We start from the raw sequence: 20,950 nt of genomic DNA, 5'->3' as shown, positions 1-20,950 counted from the left end.
TCTGCACCGGCTCCGCCCCCAGGATTCGAACCCGGACCGCAAGGCACCAAAGGCCTGCGTGCTGCCATTACACCAGGGCGGACCGCGCGCGTGCGCGGATCCAGTGTGCCAGGCGCGGACGACAGCCCCGAACAGCCGGCAGGGCATGATGGGGAGCGTGCCTCCCGAGACCAGACGCGCCCCGCGGGTGCGCATGACCGGCAGCGAGCGCCGCGAGCAGCTCGTCGCCGTCAGCCGCGCCCTCTTCGCCGAGAAGGGCTTCGAGGGCACCAGCGTCGAGGAGATCGCGGCGCGCGCGAAGGTCTCCAAGCCCGTGGTCTACGAGCACTTCGGCGGTAAGGAAGGCATCTACGCCGTCGTGGTGGACCGGGAGGTGCAGCGCCTGCTCGGCATGCTCACCATCGAGCTGAGCGGCGGCGGGCACCCCAAGGTCGTCGTGGAGAAGACGGCGCTGGCCCTGCTCGGCTACATCGAGGAGAACACCGACGGCTTCCGCATCCTGGTGCGCGACTCCCCCGTCGCCCAGGCCACCGGCACCTTCTCCTCCCTCATCGGGGACGTCGCCTCCCAGGTGGAGCACCTCCTCGCGGAGCAGTTCCGCGCCCGACGGCTCGACCCGGCGGCGGCGCCGATGTACGCGCAGATGCTCGTCGGGCTCATCGCCCTCACGGGGCAGTGGTGGCTCGAGGCGCGCAGCCCGGACAAGGCCGAGGTCGCCGCGCACATGGTCAACCTCGCCTGGAACGGGCTCAAGGGCCTGGAGAAGGAACCGCGGCTCAGCTCGCAGGCGCAGGGCTAACGACGAGCGGCAGCGATCCCCTCGACCCGACCTTCCGATCGCGTCGGAACGCCTCGACCGTGCGTTCCACGCCCGCCGGAAGAGTGATCCGGGGATGCCACCCGGACGCCCTCAGCGCCGAGACGTCGAGCAACTTCCGAGGCGTGCCATCGGGCTTGGAGGTATCCCACTCCGTTGCGCCCGTGTACCCGACGGCTTCTGCGACGAGCTGGGCAAGCGCTCTGATCGTGATGTCGCTCCCGGTACCGACGTTGATGTGCCCTGGGCCGTCGAAGTGCTCGAGCAGGTGGAGAGTCGCGGCGGCCATGTCGTCGACGTGAAGGAACTCCCGCCGGGGAGAGCCGCTCCCCCAGTTGGTCACGCTGGCTGCTCCCCCGGCCCGCGCATCTTCGTAGCGGCGGACGAGGGCCGGCAGCACATGCGAGCTCGTCCGCGAGAAGTTGTCGCCCGGCCCGTACAGATTAGTCGGCATCGCAGAGATCCACGGCAACCCGTACTGCCTCCGCACCGACCGGACGTGCATGATGCCGGCGATCTTCGCGACCGCATAAGCCTCGTTCGTCGGCTCCAACGGCCCGGTCAGCAGCGCATCCTCCCGGATGGGCTGCGGGGCGTGCTTGGGGTAGATGCAGGAGGACCCGAGGAAGAGGAGGCGCTCGACGTCGTGCCTCAGCGCCGCGTCGATGACATTGGTCTGGATCTGCAGGTTCTCGGAGAGAAAATCGACGGGATAGGTGTCGTTCGCCAAAATGCCGCCTACCCGTGCGGCGGCCAGGACGATGTAGCGGGGTCGGGTTTCCGCGAAGAACGCGAAGACGGCGTCCCTGTTCCTCAGGTCGAGTTCGCGCGAGGTGCGCCCGAGGAGTCTCGTGAAGCCGCTGCGCTGGAGGTGCCGCCAGACGGCCGATCCCACCAGGCCGCGGTGGCCCGCGACGTAGAACGGCGCGTCCCGGTCGAGCGGCCCCGGCGAGAATCCGGTGCCCATCAGCGCGCCGCCGGGGCGGCTACCCAGCCGTCGACGCGGGGCGCGTCTATCCACGAGCTGCCGGCATGCTCAAGCGCCTCGATGTCCGCGTCGACCATGATGCGGGCCAGCTCGTCGGCGTGGACGGTCGCCTTCCACCCGAGTCGGCCGGTGGCCTTGGAGGCATCACCGATCAACGCGTCGACCTCGGTGGGCCTGAGGTACTGCTCGTCGAATCTCACATGCTTCTCCCAGTCGAGACCGGCATGCTCGAAGGCCGTGATCATGAAGTCGCGCACCGTGCAGCTGTTCCCGGTCGCCAGGACGTAGTCGTCAGGCTCGTCGGCCTGCAGCATCCGCCACATGCCCTCGACGTACTCGGGCGCGTAGCCCCAGTCGCGGACGGTGTCGATGTTGCCCAGGTAGACGACGTCGTCGAGTCCGGCCCTGATACGTGCCACGGCGCGGCTGATCTTCCGGGTCACGAACGTCTCACCGCGCCGCGGCGACTCATGGTTGAAGAGGATGCCGTTGACGGCGAAGAATCCGTACGCCTCGCGGTAGTTCTTCGTCAGCCAGTACGCGTAGACCTTGGCGGCACCGTAGGGCGAGCGCGGGTAGAACGGCGTGAGCTCGTTCTGCGGCGGCGGAGAGGCTCCGAACATCTCGGAGCTGGATGCCTGGTAATACCGGCAGTGAAGCCCGGTCATCCGGACTGCTTCGAGCAGCCGGGTGGCGCCCATCCCGGTCGTGTTGCCGGTGTGCTCAGGTTCCTCGAAGCTCACGCGCACGTGCGACTGGGCGGCGAGGTTGTAAACCTCGTCGGGCTGCACCTGGGCCAGCAGGGTCACGAGCCGGGCACCGTCTGCCAGGTCCCCGTAGTGCAGGAACATTCGCGCGTCCGGCTCGTGCCGGTCCTGGTAGAGATGGTCGATCCGGACGGTGTTGAACGTCGACGCGCGGCGTATGAGGCCGTGGACCTCGTATCCCTTGGCCAGCAGCATCTCGGCCAGGTAGGACCCGTCCTGTCCGGTGATCCCAGTGATGAGCGCTCGCTTGGTCAAGTTTGCTCTCCTCGCATTCTGAGCACGCGCCGTGACAATTCAGTATCCGATCCACCTGGGGAAAAAGTCCTGGGATTCGATGACCAATTTCGAGAATTCGTCCGAAATGGCGGCATGGCGAAGGCTGCCGGATGGTGTCGAGATTTTCGACGCCATCCGGCAGCCGTCGTCCAGGTGGGTCTCGCCCCGGCCGTCACGGGCAGAACAGGGGCGGGTCTGGCCGTGCGGTCAGCGCACGGGGAGCACCTCGATCGCGCTGATCTTGGGCTGGTTCACGGTGGCGGTCAGGTCGATGTCGAGGTTGCCGTCAGTGACGGTCACCGGGACGTCGATCACGTGCGCGGTCATCGGCGGGACGACGGCGTTGAGGTCGAGGTTGGTGATCTCGGTGGGACCGCCCTCGAGGTTGGCGCTGAAGACCCGCTTGCCTGTGCCGCCGGCGCCGCCGCCGGTGGCACCGTGGTAGATCTCGGCGAAGTGGAGGCGCACCACGTAGCCGCCGCCGTTGACCGGGATGTCGTACCCGAAGCTGCCGAGGTTCGACGTGGCCGACCGCTCGCTCTGGTACAGCACGTCATCGGTGGTCCCCGCGATCTGGGTGACCTGGGGGTTCGAGTAGGACTTCCCACCGGAGAAGTACTGGTCCGCAGACCACTGGACGCCGCCGAGGGTGACGGCGCCGCCGCCGGCATTGATCCGGATCGGCGCCTCGTCGACCTCGGGCAGGTCCACCTCGACCGGGGTGGCCGCCGTGGAGACCGTGCCGGACAGGTCCACCGCGAGCACCCGGTAGAACCCGGTGCCCGCCGCCGGCACTGCGGAGTCGGTGAACGTCGTGCCGGTCAGTGGGGTCCCCCCGGTCAGCCGCGTCCACGGACCGGACGCGCTGAGCGAGCGCTCCACGTGGTAGCCCGCGACGTCGGCCTCGGTGGAGGCGTCCCAGCCGAGCACCACAGTCTGTCCGGCCACCTCGGCCTCCACCCCACTCGGGGCCGCCGGCGCCGTGGCGTCGTGCGGGGTGACCGGGAGGATGTTGGTGACGAGGTAGACGTTGTCCTGGAAGTCGCAGTTCGTCGCACCGATGCCGCACTGGTTGGGCGAGCTGATGTAGTCGTGGCCGACGATCCAGGAGCCGGCTACGACCTTGCCGTCCTTGTCGATGACCGGCCAGGTCTTGACCGCCATGTAGTTCGGGTTGGCGGTGTTCTGGCCGGAGACCGTCAGGTTGAAGTTGCCGGTCGGGTTGGTGGTCAGCTGCGTCGGTCCCGACTGGGCGTTGTTCAGCGGGTAGATCGACTGGCCGTAGTCCCCGTGGTGGGTGGCCGTGGCGCCGTTGACGTTGATCGTCTCCGTCTGGCCGCAGCAACCGTGGAACGCGGCGAGCTGCCGCGCAGTGACCGGCTTCGAGGAGTCCATCCGCTTCCATTGGAAGGACCGCACCTCATCACCCTTGAGCGCCGACGTGCGCATCTCGTCGCCGTTGACCAGGTTGCCGATCTGCGTGGTCCAGCCGTACAGCGCCGAGACCTGGTTGAGCGTGAGCTCGTTGCCGCCCTCTGGCGAGGTCATGTACCCGCCGCGCACCTCGAGGGTGGTGATCGGGGAGGCCGCGTCGGAGGAGGCGATCTTGACCTGGGCGGCGCGGATGCCCTTGCCGCCGGTGGTGGAGGTGAAGTTCACCGTGACCGGGACGGACTGCCCCGGAGCAAGGGTGAACGGGGCGGCCGGCAGCGTGCCCAGCGTGAAGCTGGACGCTGCGGAGCCGGTCAGAGCGACGTCGGTGACCCGGAGGTCCTTGGTGCCCGTGTTTGCCAGGGTGACCGTGCCGGTGCTGGGGAACTTGTGGGCGCCCAGGCCGGAGTTGATCTTGTGGAGCACGAGCCAGTCCTCGGACAGCCCGGGGACGGGCGCGCCTGCCTGGCGGGTGACCTGCGTGTTGGTCAGTTTCGCGGTGCCGCCGACGTCGAGGATCTCCAGGGCGATCTCCCGCACGGTGGTGCGGTCGTCGCTGTCGACGGCGGTCACCTCGAGCACGTGGTTGCCCACGCCGAGGTTGAACGGCCCGACGTACGCCGTTGCCGGCCCCCCGTTGACGCTGTACGTCAGCGACTCGAGCGTGGTCCCGCCGGCCACGGAGGCGTTGATGGCGACCTCCACCGGTCCGCCCGAGTAGCTCGCGCCGACGCTCACGCCGTTCAGCGTGACGCCGACCGCGGGCGCACCGAGGCCCTCACCGGTGATGCGGATGTAGTTGACCTTGGTGTTGGTGCCGGTGTTGGTCAGCGACAGTCTGCCGTCCGTCACCTCCACGGTCTGGGTGGCAGAGGCGAACGGCGCGGACCCCGTGGGTGCAAAGCCGTCGATGAGCTTCACACCCTCCACAGCGACGCCGTGGGTGGAGTCGAGGAAGCCGGCGTCGCCGACCGAGACCTCGACGGTGTACGTGCCGTTGCCGAGCGCGTACTCCCAGGTGCCGTTCGTGTAGCTCTGGGTGGCGCTGTCCATGAACGCGAACGACTTCAGTCGGTCGTCGCTCGGGTAGGCGATGCCGCCGGCGGCCGTGGCGCGGTAGCGCGTTGCCACCGTGCGGTCTACCGGCTGGCCGGTGTCGGCGTCGAGCCAGCCGAACCCGCGGGCCTCGGAGAAGGCCGCGCCGGCCTCCCGGGTCCACCCCGCGGTGAGCGGGGCGGACTCGGGACCGAAGGCAATCTGGGCCTCCTCGCCGGTCGGCGGCGGGTCCACCGGGTCGAGGCCGTCGCCGGCAATGGACACCCAGTTGATCTTGGTGTTCGTGCCGGTGTTGGTGATCGACAGCTTCCCGTCGGTGACGGTCACCGTCCGCACACCCGTCTGGAACGCGGTGGTGCCCGTCGGCACGAAGCTCGCGATCACCGGCTGGCCCTCGGCGGCCACCCCGTGCGTGGAGTCGAGGAACCCCGCGTCGCCGACGGAGACCGCGACCCGGTAGGTGCCGTTCGGAACCTCGTACTCCCAGATCCCGTTGGTGTACGACGGCTGGGACGCGTTGTCGAGGAATGCGAACGACTTGAGCCGGTTGTCGGTCGGGTAGTCGACGCCCGCGGTGGGTGTGGTGCGGTAGCGCGTAGCCACCGTGCGGTCCACCGGCTGGCCGGTGGCGGCGTTCACCCAGCCGAACCCGCGCTCGTCGGAGTAGGCGGAGCCGGCCTCGCGGACCCACCCGCTCGTCAGCGGCGCCGACGACGGCCCGAACGCCACCTTCACCTGCGCACCGTCGGACGGGTCGTCGTTGTCGACGTCGACCGGGACGATGTCGACGTAGTTGATCTTTGTGTTCGTCCCCCCGTTCGCGTCGATGGTGAGGAACCCGTCGGTAAGGGTGACCTCCGTCATGGCGGTCTTGTGCCGGGTGTTGGAGCCTGCGGCCCCGGTCGGGGCGAACGGGGCGATCAGCTGCGTGTTCTCGATGTTGATCGCGTGCTGCTCCGGGTCGGAGTTGACGGTGGAGTCACCGGCGGCGACGGTCACCCGGTAGGTGCCGTCCGGGAGGGCGATCTCCCAGAAGGCGTACGCGGAGACGCCGTTGAAGGTGTTGCCGTTGGCGGTGACGTCTGCCGACTGCATGTGCATGAGCGTGTCGAGCCGCTGGTCGGGCTGGCTGGTGTTCCGGTCCCGGCCGTTGCCGGGCCCGGTTGTGCCGCCGACGGAGAGGTTGATCGGGTTCTCCGTCGCCTGGTCCTTCCAGCCGTAGATGAGGTTCGTGCCCTGGTCGCTGCGCGTGCGGGCCCCGAAGGGCTGGCCGAAGTCGCGCAGGTAGCCGGCGGGCAGAGCCGCCGCCTCGTTGGAGAAGTTGACCTTGATGGCGTCCTCCACGGGCCCCGGCGCCTCCCCTGCCGGCTTCACACCGGTGACGAGGAAGACGTAGTCCTGGTAGTCGCCGTTGCTGGCGTCCTCGAAGGCCACGATGTAGGTGTTGGCGATCGGGGCGCCCGAGCGGTTCTTCGCCGGGTAGATCCGGGCGCGGTGGGCGTCGGACGCCGGTGAGTTGAGCCGGTCCTCCGTGTAGCCCAGCCGGCTGAAGGTGTTGGAGAAGTAGTAGAACCCGAACTCGGCGGTCCCGGGGTCGAAGCTCGTCTGCGAGCCGGGGCTGGCGGGCGGCAGGAGCGACTGGTAGCCGTTGATGTCGATCGAGCCCACCTGGTGACGCTCAGCCGTGGTGCCTGCGCCGGTGTACCAGCCGAACGGCAGGTCCTCCCGCGGGGCGTACTGGGCCAGCGGCGTCATCGTCACCGGGCCGTTGCCCGCCTTGACGAAGAGCGGCTTGAGGACTTCGTCGCCCTTGGCGGCCGGGTCCATTCCGCCGGCGAGGGTGGTCCAGCCGACGTTGATCGCGTAGCCGAGCGTGCCCATGACGTTGTGCAGCGTGGGCTCATTGCCGCCCTCGATGCCGTTCATGGTCAGGCCGTAGAGGCCGACGTCCACCGTCTGGTCCGCGTTGGTCAGCCGCAGGATCGCGGAGCGCTGTCCGAGGGTGGTACCGGGCTTGAACTGGACCTGGAAGGTGGCGCTGGCACCCGGGGCCAGGGGGCCGCCCGCGCCGGTGAGTGCGAACTCGCCGGCGTTGGCGCCGGTGAGGGACGCACCCAGGGTGACGGTCTCCGCGGAGAAGTTCGTCACCGTGACGGACTTCTGAGCGGAGGTCGTGGACTTCACCGCGGAGAAGACCAGCTCTTCGACCGAGGTCTCCAGGGTGGGTGCCTGGTGCTCTTCGGGTACGCGGAGCAGGAAGAGCTTCTGGTCGCTACCGCCGCGGTTGTACTGGTTGACGTAGAGGTTGCCGGTGTTGGGGTCCTCCACCACCTCGAGGGGGTCGTTGAAGCCGTCGACGCCGGTCATGGTGGAGTTCGACACGCCGGTCAGGCCCTCGGACGTCTGGGCGCCGAGGATCTTGCCGGTCGCGGAGTCGGCCTGGAGGAAGATCAGGTCGTTGTTGTTGGAGAAGCGGGTGACGATGAGGCGGCCCTTGAGCTGGCCGTCGAAGGTCTCCGACTTGTACTCCAAGGCACCGTTCGGTGACTTGTTGAAGCCGAGGTTGTAGGCGATGCCCCGGTAGTTCGAGTCCGCCTTGGTGCCCGCGGGGTACTTGGAGCCGCCCTGGCCCGCCGCGGTCGGCGGGTTCGCCGGGTCGTTGCCCTCGTGCAGCACCCATTCGCAGCGCTCGGGGTTGGGGTGGCCGTAGTAGCCGTGCTCCTCGACGCGGTACAGGTGGTCCTGCTGCGTGGGGTGGTTGTTGATGGCCGGCACGGAACCACCCGTGTACGGCTGACCGTCGATGCGGTGGTTGAGGCAGGCATCGGTGACGTTGCGCCCGTTGACGGTCGCGAAGCCGGGGATGCCAGGGGCCGCGACACGGGTGAAGGTGCCGTTCGCATTGGCCGTCACACCGGGGCTGTTGGCGCCGCCGGCCGTGCCGTTGGTCGGCACGTACAGGTTGCCGTTGGAGTGCCAGACCAGGTCGTACGCGTTGCGGATGCCCGTGGCGTGGATCTTCAGCGGGGCGCCTGCGGCGAACGGGTCGTACGTGCCGCCGTCGGCCGTCTTGACGTCGATCGGCGCGTTCCCGGTCGTGGCGGCCTGCACCTGCGGGTGGTCCTGGTCGAACACCAGGGCCGCCGCGGTGAGCAGCTTCTCACCGCGCTGACCCCAGCTGTTGTCGAGGTCGCCGGCGGCCTGGTTCGAGCCCTGCAGGAAGTACAGGCGCCCGTCCGGGCCGTAGGCGATGGAGTTGGTCAGGTGGTCGGACAGGGAGCGGGGCAGCGACGTGAACACCTTGCGCTCGGTCTGCAGGTTCGGCCCCTCGAGGAGGCTGATGCCGCTGATCCACTCCTGGGTCTCGTTGCCGATGTTGGCGCTGGTGGAGGTGACCCAGAGCCTGAGGTTGCCCGCGGTGGCGTCCCGGTCGAAGACCAGGCCGATCATCGCGCGCCCCTGGTAGCCGAGGTTCTCGAGGTTGGACAGGGTGCCGTCCTCGTTGACCGTCATCCGGAACAGGCCCTGGCCGATGGTGGTGCCGTACAGCTTGCCGTCCGGCCCGAAGGCGAACGACGCCCAGTACTTGCTGGCCGCGACGGGCAGCTCGACCTTCTCGAACTCGATGCCGGTGAGCGGGGTGAACTCGTCCTCACCGATGATCTCGCCGGACCCGGTGGTGAACACCGAGGTGAACGGCACGAACGCGGCGCCGAAGTTGTCCTTCACGGCGTCGGTGACGACGAACCGGTACGTCTTGTTGCCGTCCAGCGACTCGTCCGGGGAGAGCGAGATGACGTCGTTGCCCCCGGAGGTGCCGACCGTGACCGGGACCGGGGTGCCGGTGACCGCCTCGAAGAGGCGCACGTTGCCCTGGAGGGTGGTCGGGTCGACGCCGACGCCGGCGTACGGGATGCGGATCGTGGCGGACACGCCCGCGGTGACGTCGTGGTCGGTGCCCCGGTTGTCCGGGAGCACGGTGTCGACGTGCGGGGCCATCGGCAGGCCGGTGACCTCGACGTAGGCGATCTTGGTGTTGGTGCCGCCCTTCGGGGAGAGGGTCAGGCGCCCGTCCCACACGCCGACGGTGGTGGTCGCGGTGAGGTACTCGTTGGCCGCGGTGGCCTGGAAGCCCTCGATGGCGACGCCGGCCTCGGCGTTGATCACGTGGACCGAGTCATAGCCGTTGGTGCCGCCCTCGTCGCCCACGGCGATGGTCACCTCGTAGAGGCCGTCGGGGACGGCCATCTCCCAGGTGCCCTCGGTGTCCACGCCGTTGGTGCCGTCGACGTCGCCGTACTGCATGTGCAGGATCGAGTCGAGCCGCTCGTCGATCCCGGCCCGGCCGCGGTCGCGGCCGTTGCCGACGAGGGACAGAGCGTGCCCGTCCTCGTCGACCCAGCCGTAGGTGAGGCCGGTGCCCTGGTTCGCGCCTGTGCGCGCACCGTAGGCCTGGCCGTAGTCCAGGATGTACCCGGCGGCCGGGGTCGTTCCGGCGGCAGCGAAGTCCACCATGACGTCAAGGTCGTTCGGCACCCGCGGGACGCCGAACGCCTCGTTGGACATCAAGGACGCGTTGCCCGCGCCGTCGACCGCACGCACCCCGTAGTAGTAGGTGGTGCCGTTGCTGACGGCGGTGTCGGCGTACGTGGTGCCGGTCACCGGTGCCTCGCCGGACACCAGCTCACCGGTGATGGCGACGTTCGGCTCAAGCGAGCGGTAGACCTTGTAGCCCACGGTGTCCGTGGAGGTCGAGGCTGCCCAGGCGAGGTCGACGACGCCGTCTCCGGCCGTGGCGGTCAGGTCCGCCGGGGCCGCGGGAGCCTCGGTGTCGGCCTCCTCGGTCAGCAGCCCGGTGGCCTCGTTGGAGACGGCGGACTCGTTGCCGGCGGTGTCGACGGCCGTGACCACGTAGTAGTAGGTAACGCCTGGTGCGGCGGTGCCGTCGGAGTAGGTGGTCCCGGTGAGCGGGGCCGTGTTCAGCGGGGTGCTCCCCGCGGTGACGCCGGCCTCGGTACCACGGTAGACGTGGTAGCCGACCGCGTCGGTGGATGCCGTCGGGCTCCAGCTGAGCTCGATGGCCGTGGTGCCGGCAGTCGCGACGAGCTGCGTCGGGGCCTCGGGCGCCTCGGTGTCCGAGCCGTCCTTCTCGTACGCGACGCGCAGCTGCGCACCGCCCCAGCCCTGGTAGTACTCGACGACCACGGTGTGCGACCCATCCGTGAGGGTGACCTCACCGGTGTGGACATCCCTGCCGTCCTGGTCCACCCACTGGTCGATGACCGGCACGCCGTCGACGAGCACGCGCACACCGTCGTCGGCCTGGGCCTCGAACCGGTACGTGCCGGCGCCCTCGTTGACGACGGTGGTGTATCGCGCGGAGAACTGCCAGTTGCGCAGGCCGGCGGGGCCGTCCTGGGACCAGTTCTCGTCGAGGCCCGTGACGCACTCCTGGGCGGCCGGCTGGGTGCCCAGGCCGGTGCCGAGGAAGTACTCGGCGGCCCACTGACCGGCCCCGCACAGGGAGCCGCCGGGCGTGAAGTCGTACCCGATGTGGAGCTCCGCCCCACCCCAGGCCTGGTAGTACTCGACGACCACGTCGTGCGCACCCTCGTCGAGGAAGAGCGAGGCCGTGTGGGCGGCCTTGCCGTCCTGGTCGACCCACCGGTCGATGACCGTGGTGCCGTCGACGATGACGCGGACCCCGTCATCGGCCCGGGCGCTGAACGTGTAGACGCCCGCACCGTCGTTCACGATCGTGCTGTAGCGGGCGGAGAACTGGAAGTTGCGGATCCCGGCCGGACCTTCCTGACCGGACCAGTCCTCGTCGATGCCGGCCACGCACTCGGACTCCGCCGGGGCGCCGGCGAGCTCGGTACCGAGGTAGTACTGCGCGGACCACTGGCCGGGCAGGCACTCACCCGTGGTGTCGACCTTCTCGAAGGAGGCGCTCAGCTCGGCACCGCCCCAGGCCTGGTAGTACTCCACGACGACGGTGTGCGAGCCCGCGTCGAGCGTGACGTGGGCGGAGTGGACCTGCGAGCCGTCCTGGTCGACCCACTGGTCGATGACTGTCTCGCCGTCGACGATCACCCGGACGCCGTCGTCGGCCTGGGCCTGGAAGCGGTAGAGCCCGGAGCCGTTGATGACGGTGGTGTAGCGGGCGGAGAACTGGTAGTTGCGCAGATCGGCCGGGCCGTCCTGGTTCCAGTCCTGGTCGACCGTGTCCGTGCACTCGACGGCCGCGGGGGTGCCGGCCAGGCCGGTGCCGAGGAAGTACTCGGCGCTCCACTGCGAGCCCGTGCAGGCGGAGGGGTCGACGATGGGCACCTCGACCGCCACCGCGACCGAGGGCACGGAGCTGCCCTCGTCGTTCAGGGCGACGACGATGTAGCTGTATGTGGTGCCCGGCTCGACGTCGGAGTCTGTGAAGGTGGGGGCGGTGACAGTGGCGTGCGGCTGTCCCTCGGGCTGCGCCTGGGTGCCGATGCCGCGGTAGATCTCGTAGGACGTCGCGCCGGCAGAGGCGGCCCAGGTCAGGACGACGCCGTCGTCCGTGGCCTCGCCGGCCATGTCCGCCGGGGCGGCCGGGACGTCGGGCAGCTCGGGCACGGTGACCTCGACGGCCGCGGAGGCCGGGGAGGTCCCGGCCGCGTTGGCGGCGACGACCACGTAGTAGTAGGTCTGGCCCGCCGCGGCGGTGGTGTCGAGGTAGTTGGCGTTGGTCAGCGGCTCCGCGTTCACAGGCGTGCCGTCGGTGGGGACGGTCGCCTGGGCCGAGCGGAAGACGTTGTAGCTCTCGGCACCGTCGACGGCGGACCAGGCGAGCTGGACCCCGGTGGAGGTGGCCTCGCCGGTCACGCCGCCCGGGGCGGCGGGAGCCATCCCGTCCGCGGGGACGACGACCTCGACGGCCCCGGATGCCGGAGAGGTACCACCGTCGTTCGAGGCGACCACAGCGTAGTAGTACGTCGTGCCGGGCTCGGCGGTGGTGTCGAGGAAGGCGGCGTCGGTGAGCGGCTCCGCATTCAGCGGGGCGCCGCCGGTGGGGGCGGCCGGCTCCGTGGAGCGGAAGACGTCGTAGCCGGTTGCGCCGTCGACGGCGGTCCACTCGAGCTGGACACCCCCCGCGGTGGCAGCACCGGTCAGGCCGGTGGGTGCGGCGGGCGCGACTGGCGTCTGCGCCGCGGCGTAGATGCCGACGTAGGCGAGCTTGGTGTTCGAGCCGCCGACCGCGTCGATCGTGAGGGAGCCGTCGATGACCTCGACGGTCGCGACGCCCTCGTCGTACTCGCGGGCGGAGCTGGGGTTGAACGGGCTGATGACCGCGGTGCCCTCCGCGTTGATCGCGTGCGTGCTGTCGTAGCCGCCGCCGTTCGCGGAGCCGGTGTCACCGACCGCGGCGACGACCGTGTAGGTGCCGTTCGGCAGGTTGTACTCCCAGACGCCGTGCACGGTCGTGCTGGTGTGCTGCATGTGGATGATCGTGGCCAGGCGGGGGTCGGGGGTGACCCCCGAACCCGCGCGCAGGCGGGTCATGGTGGTCAGGTCCAGCGGGGCGCCGGTGGCGCCGGAGGTCCAGCCGGAGCCGGCCGCCGGGGAGTAGGGGGCGCCGGTGTCGGCGGTGTACCCGTCGGGCGTCGTGGCCGCGGCGGTCTGGAAGTTCACCAGGGCGACCGGCTCGCCGTCGATCGCCGGCACCTGGGCCTGGACCTCGACGGGCTCGGACTTGTTGCCGGCGGCGTCGACCGCGACGACCGCGTAGGTGTAGGCCTGTCCGACGAACACGGCGGCGTCGGTGAATGCCGGCGTGGTGAGCGCGGCCGTGCCGCCGATGCCGTTGCCCGCCGTCGAGACGGGGCTGGTGCTGGCGCGGTAGACGCGGTAGCCCACGACGTCGGAGGAGACGGGGGCGGCGTTCCAGGCGAGCGAGACCTGCCCGGCCTCGGCGTCCGCGGTCACGCCCTCGGGAGCGGCCGGCGGCTCGGAGTCGAGCTCGGCGAGGCCGAAGTCGGCGAAGGTGTAGCTCAGCGCGGTGGCCTCGGGCATGTTCCGCTTGGTGGCGTAGATGCCCGCGAAGGAAGTCACGTCCGCGATCGCGGGGTTCAGCAGCGTGCCGTCGACATAGTTCGTCGGCAAGGCCAAGGTGCCCAGCGTCTGCTCGGCGCCGGCGCCGATGGCGTAGTACCCCGTCAGCGTCCCCGCGACCGAGTTCACCACCAGCCGCAGGTGCACGGGCTGGGTGCCGATGCTCGCCTGCGTGAGGCCGACCATGATCTGGTCCGCGGACGGTGCACCGACGGCGCCGTTCGCCGTCAGACCGTTGATCTCGCGCGAGAGCTGGATCTGCCGCCCGGTCGCGTCCGAGCCGATGAGCGCGAGCTTGACGTAGTTCTGGTCGTCCGGGCCGAACCACAGGCCGGCCTGCGCGGAGCCGGTCGCGGCGGCCGGGCTGTTAACCGTGGTCGTGAGCTCCAGACTCGTCGCGTTGGCATCGACGCCGACGCCCAGGGTGTTGTCCTGCTGGTTGATCAGGCCGGTCGCACCCGTGTTGGAGTACGCGATGCCCTTGGTGGCTTTGATTGTCAGGTTGCCGCCCGTGACTGCCAGGTTCTCGGGGAGGTAGTAGTCGTCGTTGGCGCTCGACGGCTGGATCATCGTGAACCCGGTGTCCACGTCGGCGCCGTCGTGGAGGCCGCCTTCGGTGCCGTCGAACGTGAGCTCGAGGTGGTTGCCCGCCGCCGCGATCTCGCCCGCGGGCAGCGGTGAGTACGGCGACGTGGCCCACTGCGCCGGGTCCTCCGGCACGGTGGCGATCGGCATCGACATGGCTGGCGTGGCCCCGAGGGCCATCGCGCCGACGACGGCGAGAGCCGCCGCGGAGGCGATCCCCGCTCGTCTGCGTGATGGTGCTGAGACTGACATGGGGTCCTCTCCCGTAAGAAGGCGGCTGCACGAGCGGTGACGACGCCGACACATGGCCGACGAGACTCGAGCCACAGCGAACCGGTCATACCGCCCGCAGGTGCCCGGGATTCGGGATGAGCGACGGACGATTAGGGCCCGTGGGAGGGGGTGAAAGGGGGTGAACGCGGGGCGAGACGCCGCGGGCGCGCGCGTGGTTTCGAGGGTCGGCCGGGTGGCCCTCGTCAGCGCCCTGCGGTCAGTGCGTCGCGGAAGACGCCGGCGAAACGTTCGGGGGTGCAGGCGAGGATCTCGGGCTGGAGGACCGGACCGCGCCACGCCGATCTGCTGTGGGCCATCGCCGCCCCGAGGCCGGCTGGCGAGGCTCCAGTCAGGTGGACGCCACGCATGCCCGCGACGGAGGGGGCGACTCCGCAGACGGTGCTGACGACGGCGTGCAGTCCCGCCGCGAGGGCCTCGTTGACGACGAGACCCCAGACCTCCTCGGTGGACGGCAGCACGAGGGTGTCGTTGCGGGAGAGCACCGCCGGGAGCTGGGGGTAGGGCACCAGGCCCGTGAAGGCGACGCGGTCCCGCACCCCGAGCCCGACGGCGAGCCGCTCGAGCTCAGGACGCCCCGCCCCGGTACCCACGATCTCCAGGTTGTCCGCGGGCTGCGCCACGGCGGCGAAGGCCCGCACCAGGGACGCGACGTTCTTCCTGTCGATCAGCTGTCCGACGTAGAGGAACCGGTGGCCCGGCTGCGTTCCCGCGCCCTGCCGAAGCCGCGTGGTCGCGGCGTGGATGCCGCGCACGTCCACGGCGTTGAAACCGGTGAATACACGTCTCTCCGGCACGCCCATGGCGAGGACGGCCTCCTCGGCGGCGGGGCCGGGCACGACCACGGCATCCAGCAGACGGAAGTACCGCTCACGCGCCCTGGCCACCGGTCCGCCACTGAACCGGTTGGTGCTCAGCGTCGACTCGTAGAAGCCGACGGTGCGCGCTCCCTGGTGTCGGGCCTCGGCGAGCGCCTGCCAGTACGCCGGCGACTCCCAGCCGCCGAGGAGGGCGGCGTCTACCCGTCGGGCACGCGGCAAAATCCTCCGGCGCGCGACGTAGAGCTGGGTCTCGCCGCGCGTGACCCGCCACGTCGGAACCTCGCGTATCGCGTAGCCCTGGCCGCCGTCGACGGCCCATTCCGGTCCACGGTTCCCCGGGTCTTTGAGGAGCCGGGCCGAGCTCTCGAGCAGATGGACCGTGAGGTCGGCACCCGAGGCGAGGTGCTCCCACACGGGCAGGCGGTAGGGGGAAGCCACGTTGGTCACCCACGCCAATGTGAGCTCGATGCCCATGCGGCCCTCCCTTCCGCCCGGCTGGCGTTTCGTCCGCCGGTGCGTGCGTCAATTCTCCACGGATCGGACCCAGCCGGTGCGATACTCCGGGCCATGACCCTTCGCGGCCACGCCGACCGGGACGACGAGCTCATCGCGTACTGCCGCCGCGCGCCCGGCTGCGCCTGAGGGACGCCGCATGCTGCTGGCCGCGGCCGTCGCCGGCGCCGTCCTGCTCGCGGTCCTGGCGACGGTCGCCCCTTACGTCGCGGTGCCGCTGGCCGTGGCTCCCCTGCTCGTGTTCGGCGTGCTGCGGGTGGCCCCCCGGCTCGACCCCACGGTCCGGTTGGTCTGCCTCTTCCTCCTGACGCAGCCGCTCACCGCGTTCGCCGTGCAGACACCCGTCGTGTCCGTGACGGTCGACAACGCGATCCTCGTCGTTGTTGCGGCCACCAGGCTTCTCGGCTGGCGGGCCGCCGACCGGACCGGCCGCTGGATCACGACGCTGCTGGTGCTCTGGGTCTTCTCCTACCCCCTGCGGATCAGCTATCTGCCGGTTGCCGAAACCGGCCGGCACCTGGTGACCGCGGTGAGCTTTCTGCTGATCTTCCTGGTGGCCCGGACGCTGCAGCCGGACTGGCTGAACCTGCGGGCGATGGGGTGGAGCGCGTACGCCGCAATCGCGGTCTTCGGGGTGACGGCGATGCTGGCGGGGCGAGGGATCCTCCCGCTGCCGAACGTCGCCGGGGAGGTGGGGCGTCGGGCGATCTTCGGCGTCGTCTCCCCGTACCCGCGCAACTACGGGCTGAACGTGGCCATCGACAGCATCGCGATGCTCTCGGCCGTGGCCGTGCCGCTCCTGGTGTACCTCGTCCTGTCCCGACGGACCGCGGCTTGGGAACGCGGGGCCGCGGTGCTCGCCGTCGGGGCGTTGGTCTACTGGGCGCTCTTCTACTTCCAGGCCCGCGGCATCCTGCTCCAGGTGCCGCTGAGCACCGTGGTGCTGGCCTTCCTGCTTTTCCCGCGATTGCGCGCGCCGGTCGTGGCGGGCGCGGGGCTCGTCGCCGCGCACACGGTCACCGGCCTGCTCACCGTGGACGTCACCAGCTCCGACCTCCGGGTGACGAACTACACCTACGTCTGGCAGCTGCTCACACACGACCCGCTGTCCTTCGCCCTCGGCCGCGACGAGAACCTCGTGTTCCGCGAGGCTGCCGCCAGCGCGGGCTGGCTGGAGGCGATCACCAGCATCGACGACGCCATGCACAACGCGTTCCTCTCCGCCCTCGTGGGAGGCGGCGCCGTCGCCTTCGTCGGCCTGACCGGGGCATATCTGCTCGGCCTGGCGCAGGCCGTCCGGTCCTGGCGAGTACTTCCCGGGCCCGTGAATGCCGTCCTCCTCACAGCACTCGTCGTCGTGATCTTCGAGATGATGATCGAGCCGTCGCGCGCCCAGGTCGTCGGCAACTGGCTGGTCCTGGGTCTGGTGGCCGCCGGCACGGACCACTTCTCTTCCCCGCGTCGGACGCCCGCACAGCCGGTCCCACCCGCAGTCGCGAGCATCGGCACATGACTGGCCCCGCCGCTCGCTCCGCGCACCAGAGGACCCGCGGGGTGCTCAGCGGCCGGATCATCGCCCGTGGCGGGGCGACCGGGCTGCAGGCGGTCACGCTGCTTGTGCTCGCCAGATCGATCGGGCCGGTCCACTTCGGCTACCTCGCGCAAGGTCTGGCGGTCGGCCTCCTCCTCGGTGCGTTCCTCGGGCTCGGGCTGAGCACCCGCGCGCTCCAGCTCTCACGGGAGAGGACCTCCGGGGCGACGCTGAGCGCGATGCTGCTGGTGCGCACCCTCACGTCGGCCGTCGCCGGTGGCGCGGCCCTCCTGGCGCTGCTCGGCCTCGGCGCGCCCGTCCTCGTCGCGGTCGCCGCCGGCACCGCGGTCGCGGCGGACCAGCTCTGCGACCTCATCCATGCGCAGCTCGCCGGGTCCGGCCGGCAGGCCGTCGCCTCGCTGACGCTCGTGCTGCAGCGTGTCGTCCCGCTGGCGCTCGTCCTGTCCCTCGCCGGCGGTGGGCGGGTCCTCTGGGGATACGTCGCCGGGACGGCGGCGGTCTTTCTCGTCGCGGCGCTCTGGGCGACCCTGCGCCGTGATCGCCCCGCCGGCGTGCGGCGGCTCGTCCGCAGCTCCGGAGGATTCTGGCTCTCCACGCTCGCCGCTCAGCTCGTCCAGCTCGATCTGACTCTGGTCAGGTTCACGACCGGAGGCATGGGCGTTGGTCTCTACGGCGCCGCCGCCCGCATCTCCGGGGTGGTCAATCTCGTCCCGGCCGCCCTGACCTCCGTCTACGTGCCCGAGGCCGCCCGCGACCGGTCCGCACCCGGGCGGTCGCGGACGTATCGCCGCCTGCGGCGCGTCGTCACGGGCTACGGGATTGCGATGGTTCTCGTCTCGCCGCTTGTCGCCGAAGCGGCGGTGAGGGTGCTCGGCGAGGCGTACGAGCCGGCCCGGCCGCTGCTGGTTGCCGTGTGCGTCGGGGCGGCGCTGTCCGGGTACAGCCAGGCGCTGCAGGTAGAGCTGCTGGCGGAGGGAGCCCCCGCGCGAGCCGCGGTCGCCGTCGGCGCGGGCACCGCCGTCGGGCTCGGAGGCCTGACCGCTCTCGGTGCTCTCGGCGGGCTGGCGTGGCTCTGGGCGGGGCCGATCGCCACGCAGGGCGCCATACTTCTCTTGCTCGCCCTCGCTGTGCGCGGGCGACGCTCGTCTGCGGCGGGGGCGGACGGCACTCGAGACCGCGAGCCGGTGCGGCGCGGCCCGGCCCGGGCGGTGTGAGTCCGGTGCCAACCGTCATCCTTACCGCGACCGTGCGTCCGCAGGCCGAGACCCGCCTGGCCGTCACCGACCCCGCCGTCCGAACGGCCGAGTACCAGCGGGCCCTACGGCGGTGGGTCCAGCTGGCCGGGGACTGGCCGGACCTTCGTCTGGTGCTGGCCGAGAACAGCGGGGCGGACCTCGCCGATCTCACGCGGGGGCTCCCCCCGTCCGATCGGCTCCTGCTGGTCCCCGTGCCGCCGCCCCATGCCGCCGTCGTCACTCGTGGCAAGGGGGCCTGCGAGGCAGACCTCCTCGAGGCGGTGCTGCCCCGCATCCCTGGGGCAGACGCGGGGGACCTGATTCTGAAGTGCACCGGCCGGCTGTTCGTCCCCAACCTCCGGCGGGTGCTCCCCGACAACCGCGACCCGCGGGCCGTGGTCGTGCGTGCGACGGTCGACCTCTCCTATGTGGACGCACGGCTCGTCGGGGCGACGCGCGCCGGATGGCTGCACACACTGACCGGCATGGCCGCTGAGGTCGACGAGAGCTCGGACCGGTGGCTCGAGCACGTGCTGGCTCGCCGCCTCGCGCTCGCACTGGCCTCCGGCACGACCGTTCATCGCTTCCACAGCCCCCCGCGGTACTCGGGACGCTCGGGGACCCACGGAGGCGACTACGGCAAGGGACGACGGCTGCGCGCGGTTCTGGCGAAGCCGCTCGAGGCGGCGCTGCGCGGACCGCTGTCGATCAAGCAGTTCTGACCGTCACCCGGCAGGCAGCTCCGCGCCCGCCAGGTCGCCGAGCAGGGGGCGCGTGAACGACGCGAGGTCCGCCGGCGGCACGGGATGCGGGCGTGCCGCGTCACGCGCCCGGGCGAGCGTGCCTGCGAGCGCGTCGACGCGCAGCTCGGACCACTCGCTGGAAACCGCGAGGGCGGTGCAGTCCCGTCGGAGGGAGCGGGCGCCGGCGGCCGCGATCCTCGTGCCGGCGGTCGCCGCCTTCGCGAGCACCCCGCTCGCCCCCTCGTTGCTGTGCGCGACCACCACGCAGTCGACCGCTCGGACGAGCGCGTCGAATTCCGCGTTGGACAGCCGAGCCTCGACGACGACCAGCTCGATGCCGGCCGCGGTGAGGGCACCGCGTCGTGAGTCGAGGGCGGCGCGCGCCGCCGCGTCGATGCTGCCTGCGAGGCACACACCGGTGGCGGGCGGGCGCGCCGTGAGGAGGGCGTCGAGCACGAGGTCGAGATTCTTGCGGGCGTCGATGACGCCCAGGACCGCGAACCAGTAACAGTCCGCGCGGAGTCCGACACGACGCCGGACGGCGGCGACGTCCCCGGGGGTGCCCTCGAGGAGCACCGGATCGATTGCGACGGCGACGCCCCGCCACCCGGGCGGGGGCGAGAACGGGCTGGAGAGCACGGCCAGGTGTGCGCGCCGCATGCGTCCCGCCCGCCGCAGGAGTGCCCCCTTGAGGGCGCCGCGCGCCCGTGCGGCAAGCCCTGGGTGGGGGAAGGGCCGCATGATGAGCAGGGCGAGGTCCCCGCTGCCGGCCCACCGCGGGCGGAGCGCGAGCCGTTGGGCGAACCGGTCGCCGTCGGGCACGAGGACGCGGTCGGTCAACAAACGCCGGCTCAGCGCGGCCACCTCGTCGTGGGACCAGCGCGCCGACTCGTGGATGGGAGCGTCGACCCCGGCGAGCTGGAGACCGAACTCGACGGACCGCCGTGCCCCCGGCGCAAGCGCGAGATGCACCTCGTGCCCGGCCGCCTGCGCTGCCTCGGCCAGCAGCCGCACGTACAGCAGCCGGTGCCCGGTCACGTCGGGCTCCACGATGAGGACGCGCGACGGTGCCCCGGGCCGGTCCTCGCGCGCTCCCGTCCGGCCCGCGGACGCCCTCGACCAGGTCATGGCGCACGAACGTACCCCGAAGATCCGGCACGAGAGGCCACTTCTGAACCAGCTTCGGCGGATACGCTGCCCGGAGCAGCAGAGCCCGTTCCCACCGCGACCCGGAGGTCGGTCATCGATGACTGTGACCCCCCGCGACCTTCGCGGCTTCACCGGCCGGGGCTACGACAAGGGCCGCGGCCTGCCCTGGCAGGCCGCGTGGATGTTGATCTCGGGCGCTGTCTTTGTCCGGTGGTGGTGCCCGGCGTCGGTGCGCGCCGTCATCTTGCGGATGTTCGGCGCCACGGTGGGCGATCGGGTCCTGGTCCGACACCGGGTGCGGATCCACTGGCCGTGGAAGCTCACGATCGGTGACGACTCGTGGGTCGGGGAAGGCGCGTGGATTCTCAACCTCGAGCCGGTGACCATCGGGTCCAACGTGTGCATCTCGCAGGACGTCCTGCTCTGCACCGGGAGCCACGACCACCGCTCCCCCACGTTCGAGTTCGACAACGGACCGATCACCATCGGTGATGGGGCGTGGGTCGCGGCACGGGCCACCGTGCTACGGGGTGTCAGGGTGGGGCCCGGTGCCGTCGTGGGGGCAACCGCCTTGATGACGTCGGACGTCCCGGCAGGCGCGACCGTGCTCGCACCGCGCGGTCACAGGGTCGGCTGAA

At 70.8% G+C, this 20,950-nt stretch carries 10 protein-coding genes and 1 tRNA gene; 5 read left to right on the top strand and 6 right to left on the bottom strand.

Going from position 1 to position 20,950, the window contains the following annotated elements; all coding sequences use genetic code 11:
- Positions 1-10: 10 nt before the first annotated feature.
- Positions 11-82: transfer RNA gene (locus tag FE374_RS04040), tRNA-Gln, on the bottom strand.
- A 66-nt stretch (positions 83-148) separates the two neighbouring features.
- Here FE374_RS04040 and FE374_RS04035 point away from each other — a divergent pair.
- On the top strand, positions 149-799 hold the full coding sequence (locus tag FE374_RS04035) for a TetR/AcrR family transcriptional regulator (protein ID WP_168205773.1): 651 nt from the start codon (positions 149-151) through the stop codon (positions 797-799).
- On the opposite strand, the gene FE374_RS04030 is transcribed toward FE374_RS04035, so the two are convergent.
- From FE374_RS04030 to FE374_RS04015, 4 genes are all read right to left on the bottom strand, one after another.
- Positions 777-1,784, bottom strand: coding sequence for a GDP-L-fucose synthase family protein (locus tag FE374_RS04030; RefSeq protein ID WP_139927354.1), 1,008 nt, complete (start codon positions 1,782-1,784; stop codon positions 777-779). The two genes, FE374_RS04035 and FE374_RS04030, sit on opposite strands and share 23 nt — an antisense overlap.
- Entirely contained in the window at positions 1,784-2,827 is a 1,044-nt protein-coding gene (gmd, locus tag FE374_RS04025; protein WP_139927353.1) for a GDP-mannose 4,6-dehydratase, read from the bottom strand. The genes FE374_RS04030 and gmd overlap by 1 nt, the downstream gene beginning before the upstream one ends.
- A gap of 228 nt (positions 2,828-3,055) precedes the next feature.
- The gene (locus FE374_RS04020; protein WP_139927352.1) at positions 3,056-14,260 is read right to left on the bottom strand and encodes a PA14 domain-containing protein; all 11,205 of its coding nucleotides are present in this window, start codon (positions 14,258-14,260) and stop codon (positions 3,056-3,058) included.
- A 224-nt stretch (positions 14,261-14,484) separates the two neighbouring features.
- On the bottom strand, positions 14,485-15,594 hold the full coding sequence (locus FE374_RS04015; RefSeq protein ID WP_139927351.1) for a glycosyltransferase: 1,110 nt from the start codon (positions 15,592-15,594) through the stop codon (positions 14,485-14,487).
- A gap of 178 nt (positions 15,595-15,772) precedes the next feature.
- On the opposite strand from FE374_RS04015, the gene FE374_RS04010 reads away from it, so the two are divergent.
- The 3 genes from FE374_RS04010 to FE374_RS04000 are packed head-to-tail and all read left to right on the top strand — an operon-like array spanning position 15,773 to position 19,142.
- Positions 15,773-17,146 (top strand): hypothetical protein, encoded by a 1,374-nt coding sequence (locus FE374_RS04010; RefSeq protein ID WP_139927350.1) that lies wholly within the window; start codon positions 15,773-15,775, stop codon positions 17,144-17,146.
- A complete protein-coding gene (locus tag FE374_RS04005) occupies positions 17,143-18,399 on the top strand; it encodes a lipopolysaccharide biosynthesis protein (RefSeq protein ID WP_139927349.1) in 1,257 nt (418 codons plus the stop codon). The genes FE374_RS04010 and FE374_RS04005 overlap by 4 nt, the downstream gene beginning before the upstream one ends.
- 5 nt (positions 18,400-18,404) lie before the next feature.
- Positions 18,405-19,142 (top strand): hypothetical protein, encoded by a 738-nt coding sequence (locus FE374_RS04000; RefSeq protein WP_139927348.1) that lies wholly within the window; start codon positions 18,405-18,407, stop codon positions 19,140-19,142.
- A 3-nt stretch (positions 19,143-19,145) separates the two neighbouring features.
- Here FE374_RS04000 and FE374_RS03995 read toward each other — a convergent pair whose 3' ends face one another.
- Positions 19,146-20,291, bottom strand: coding sequence for a glycosyltransferase family 4 protein (locus tag FE374_RS03995; protein ID WP_139927347.1), 1,146 nt, complete (start codon positions 20,289-20,291; stop codon positions 19,146-19,148).
- Between the two features lie 118 nt (positions 20,292-20,409).
- On the opposite strand from FE374_RS03995, the gene FE374_RS03990 reads away from it, so the two are divergent.
- A complete protein-coding gene (locus FE374_RS03990; RefSeq protein ID WP_139927346.1) occupies positions 20,410-20,949 on the top strand; it encodes a DapH/DapD/GlmU-related protein in 540 nt (179 codons plus the stop codon).
- Position 20,950: the final 1 nt, after the last annotated feature.

Source organism: Georgenia yuyongxinii (assembly GCF_006352065.1).
GTDB lineage: Bacteria > Actinomycetota > Actinomycetes > Actinomycetales > Actinomycetaceae > Georgenia > Georgenia yuyongxinii.
Note: the sequence above shows the minus strand (reverse complement) of the source record. Positions and strands in the feature narration are given on the sequence as shown.

What these genes read in the sequence shown, in the direction of transcription:
- FE374_RS04005 (WP_139927349.1), top strand. Translation starts at nt 17,143, where the DNA reads ATGACTGGCCCCGCCGCTCGCTCCGCGCACCAGAGGACCCGCGGGGTG.
- FE374_RS04030 (WP_139927354.1), bottom strand. Translation starts at nt 1,784, where the DNA reads ATGGGCACCGGATTCTCGCCGGGGCCGCTCGACCGGGACGCGCCGTTC.
- FE374_RS04020 (WP_139927352.1), bottom strand. Translation starts at nt 14,260, where the DNA reads ATGTCAGTCTCAGCACCATCACGCAGACGAGCGGGGATCGCCTCCGCG.
- FE374_RS04010 (WP_139927350.1), top strand. Translation starts at nt 15,773, where the DNA reads ATGCTGCTGGCCGCGGCCGTCGCCGGCGCCGTCCTGCTCGCGGTCCTG.
- FE374_RS03995 (WP_139927347.1), bottom strand. Translation starts at nt 20,291, where the DNA reads ATGACCTGGTCGAGGGCGTCCGCGGGCCGGACGGGAGCGCGCGAGGAC.
- FE374_RS04015 (WP_139927351.1), bottom strand. Translation starts at nt 15,594, where the DNA reads ATGGGCATCGAGCTCACATTGGCGTGGGTGACCAACGTGGCTTCCCCC.
- FE374_RS04035 (WP_168205773.1), top strand. Translation starts at nt 149, where the DNA reads ATGGGGAGCGTGCCTCCCGAGACCAGACGCGCCCCGCGGGTGCGCATG.
- FE374_RS03990 (WP_139927346.1), top strand. Translation starts at nt 20,410, where the DNA reads ATGACTGTGACCCCCCGCGACCTTCGCGGCTTCACCGGCCGGGGCTAC.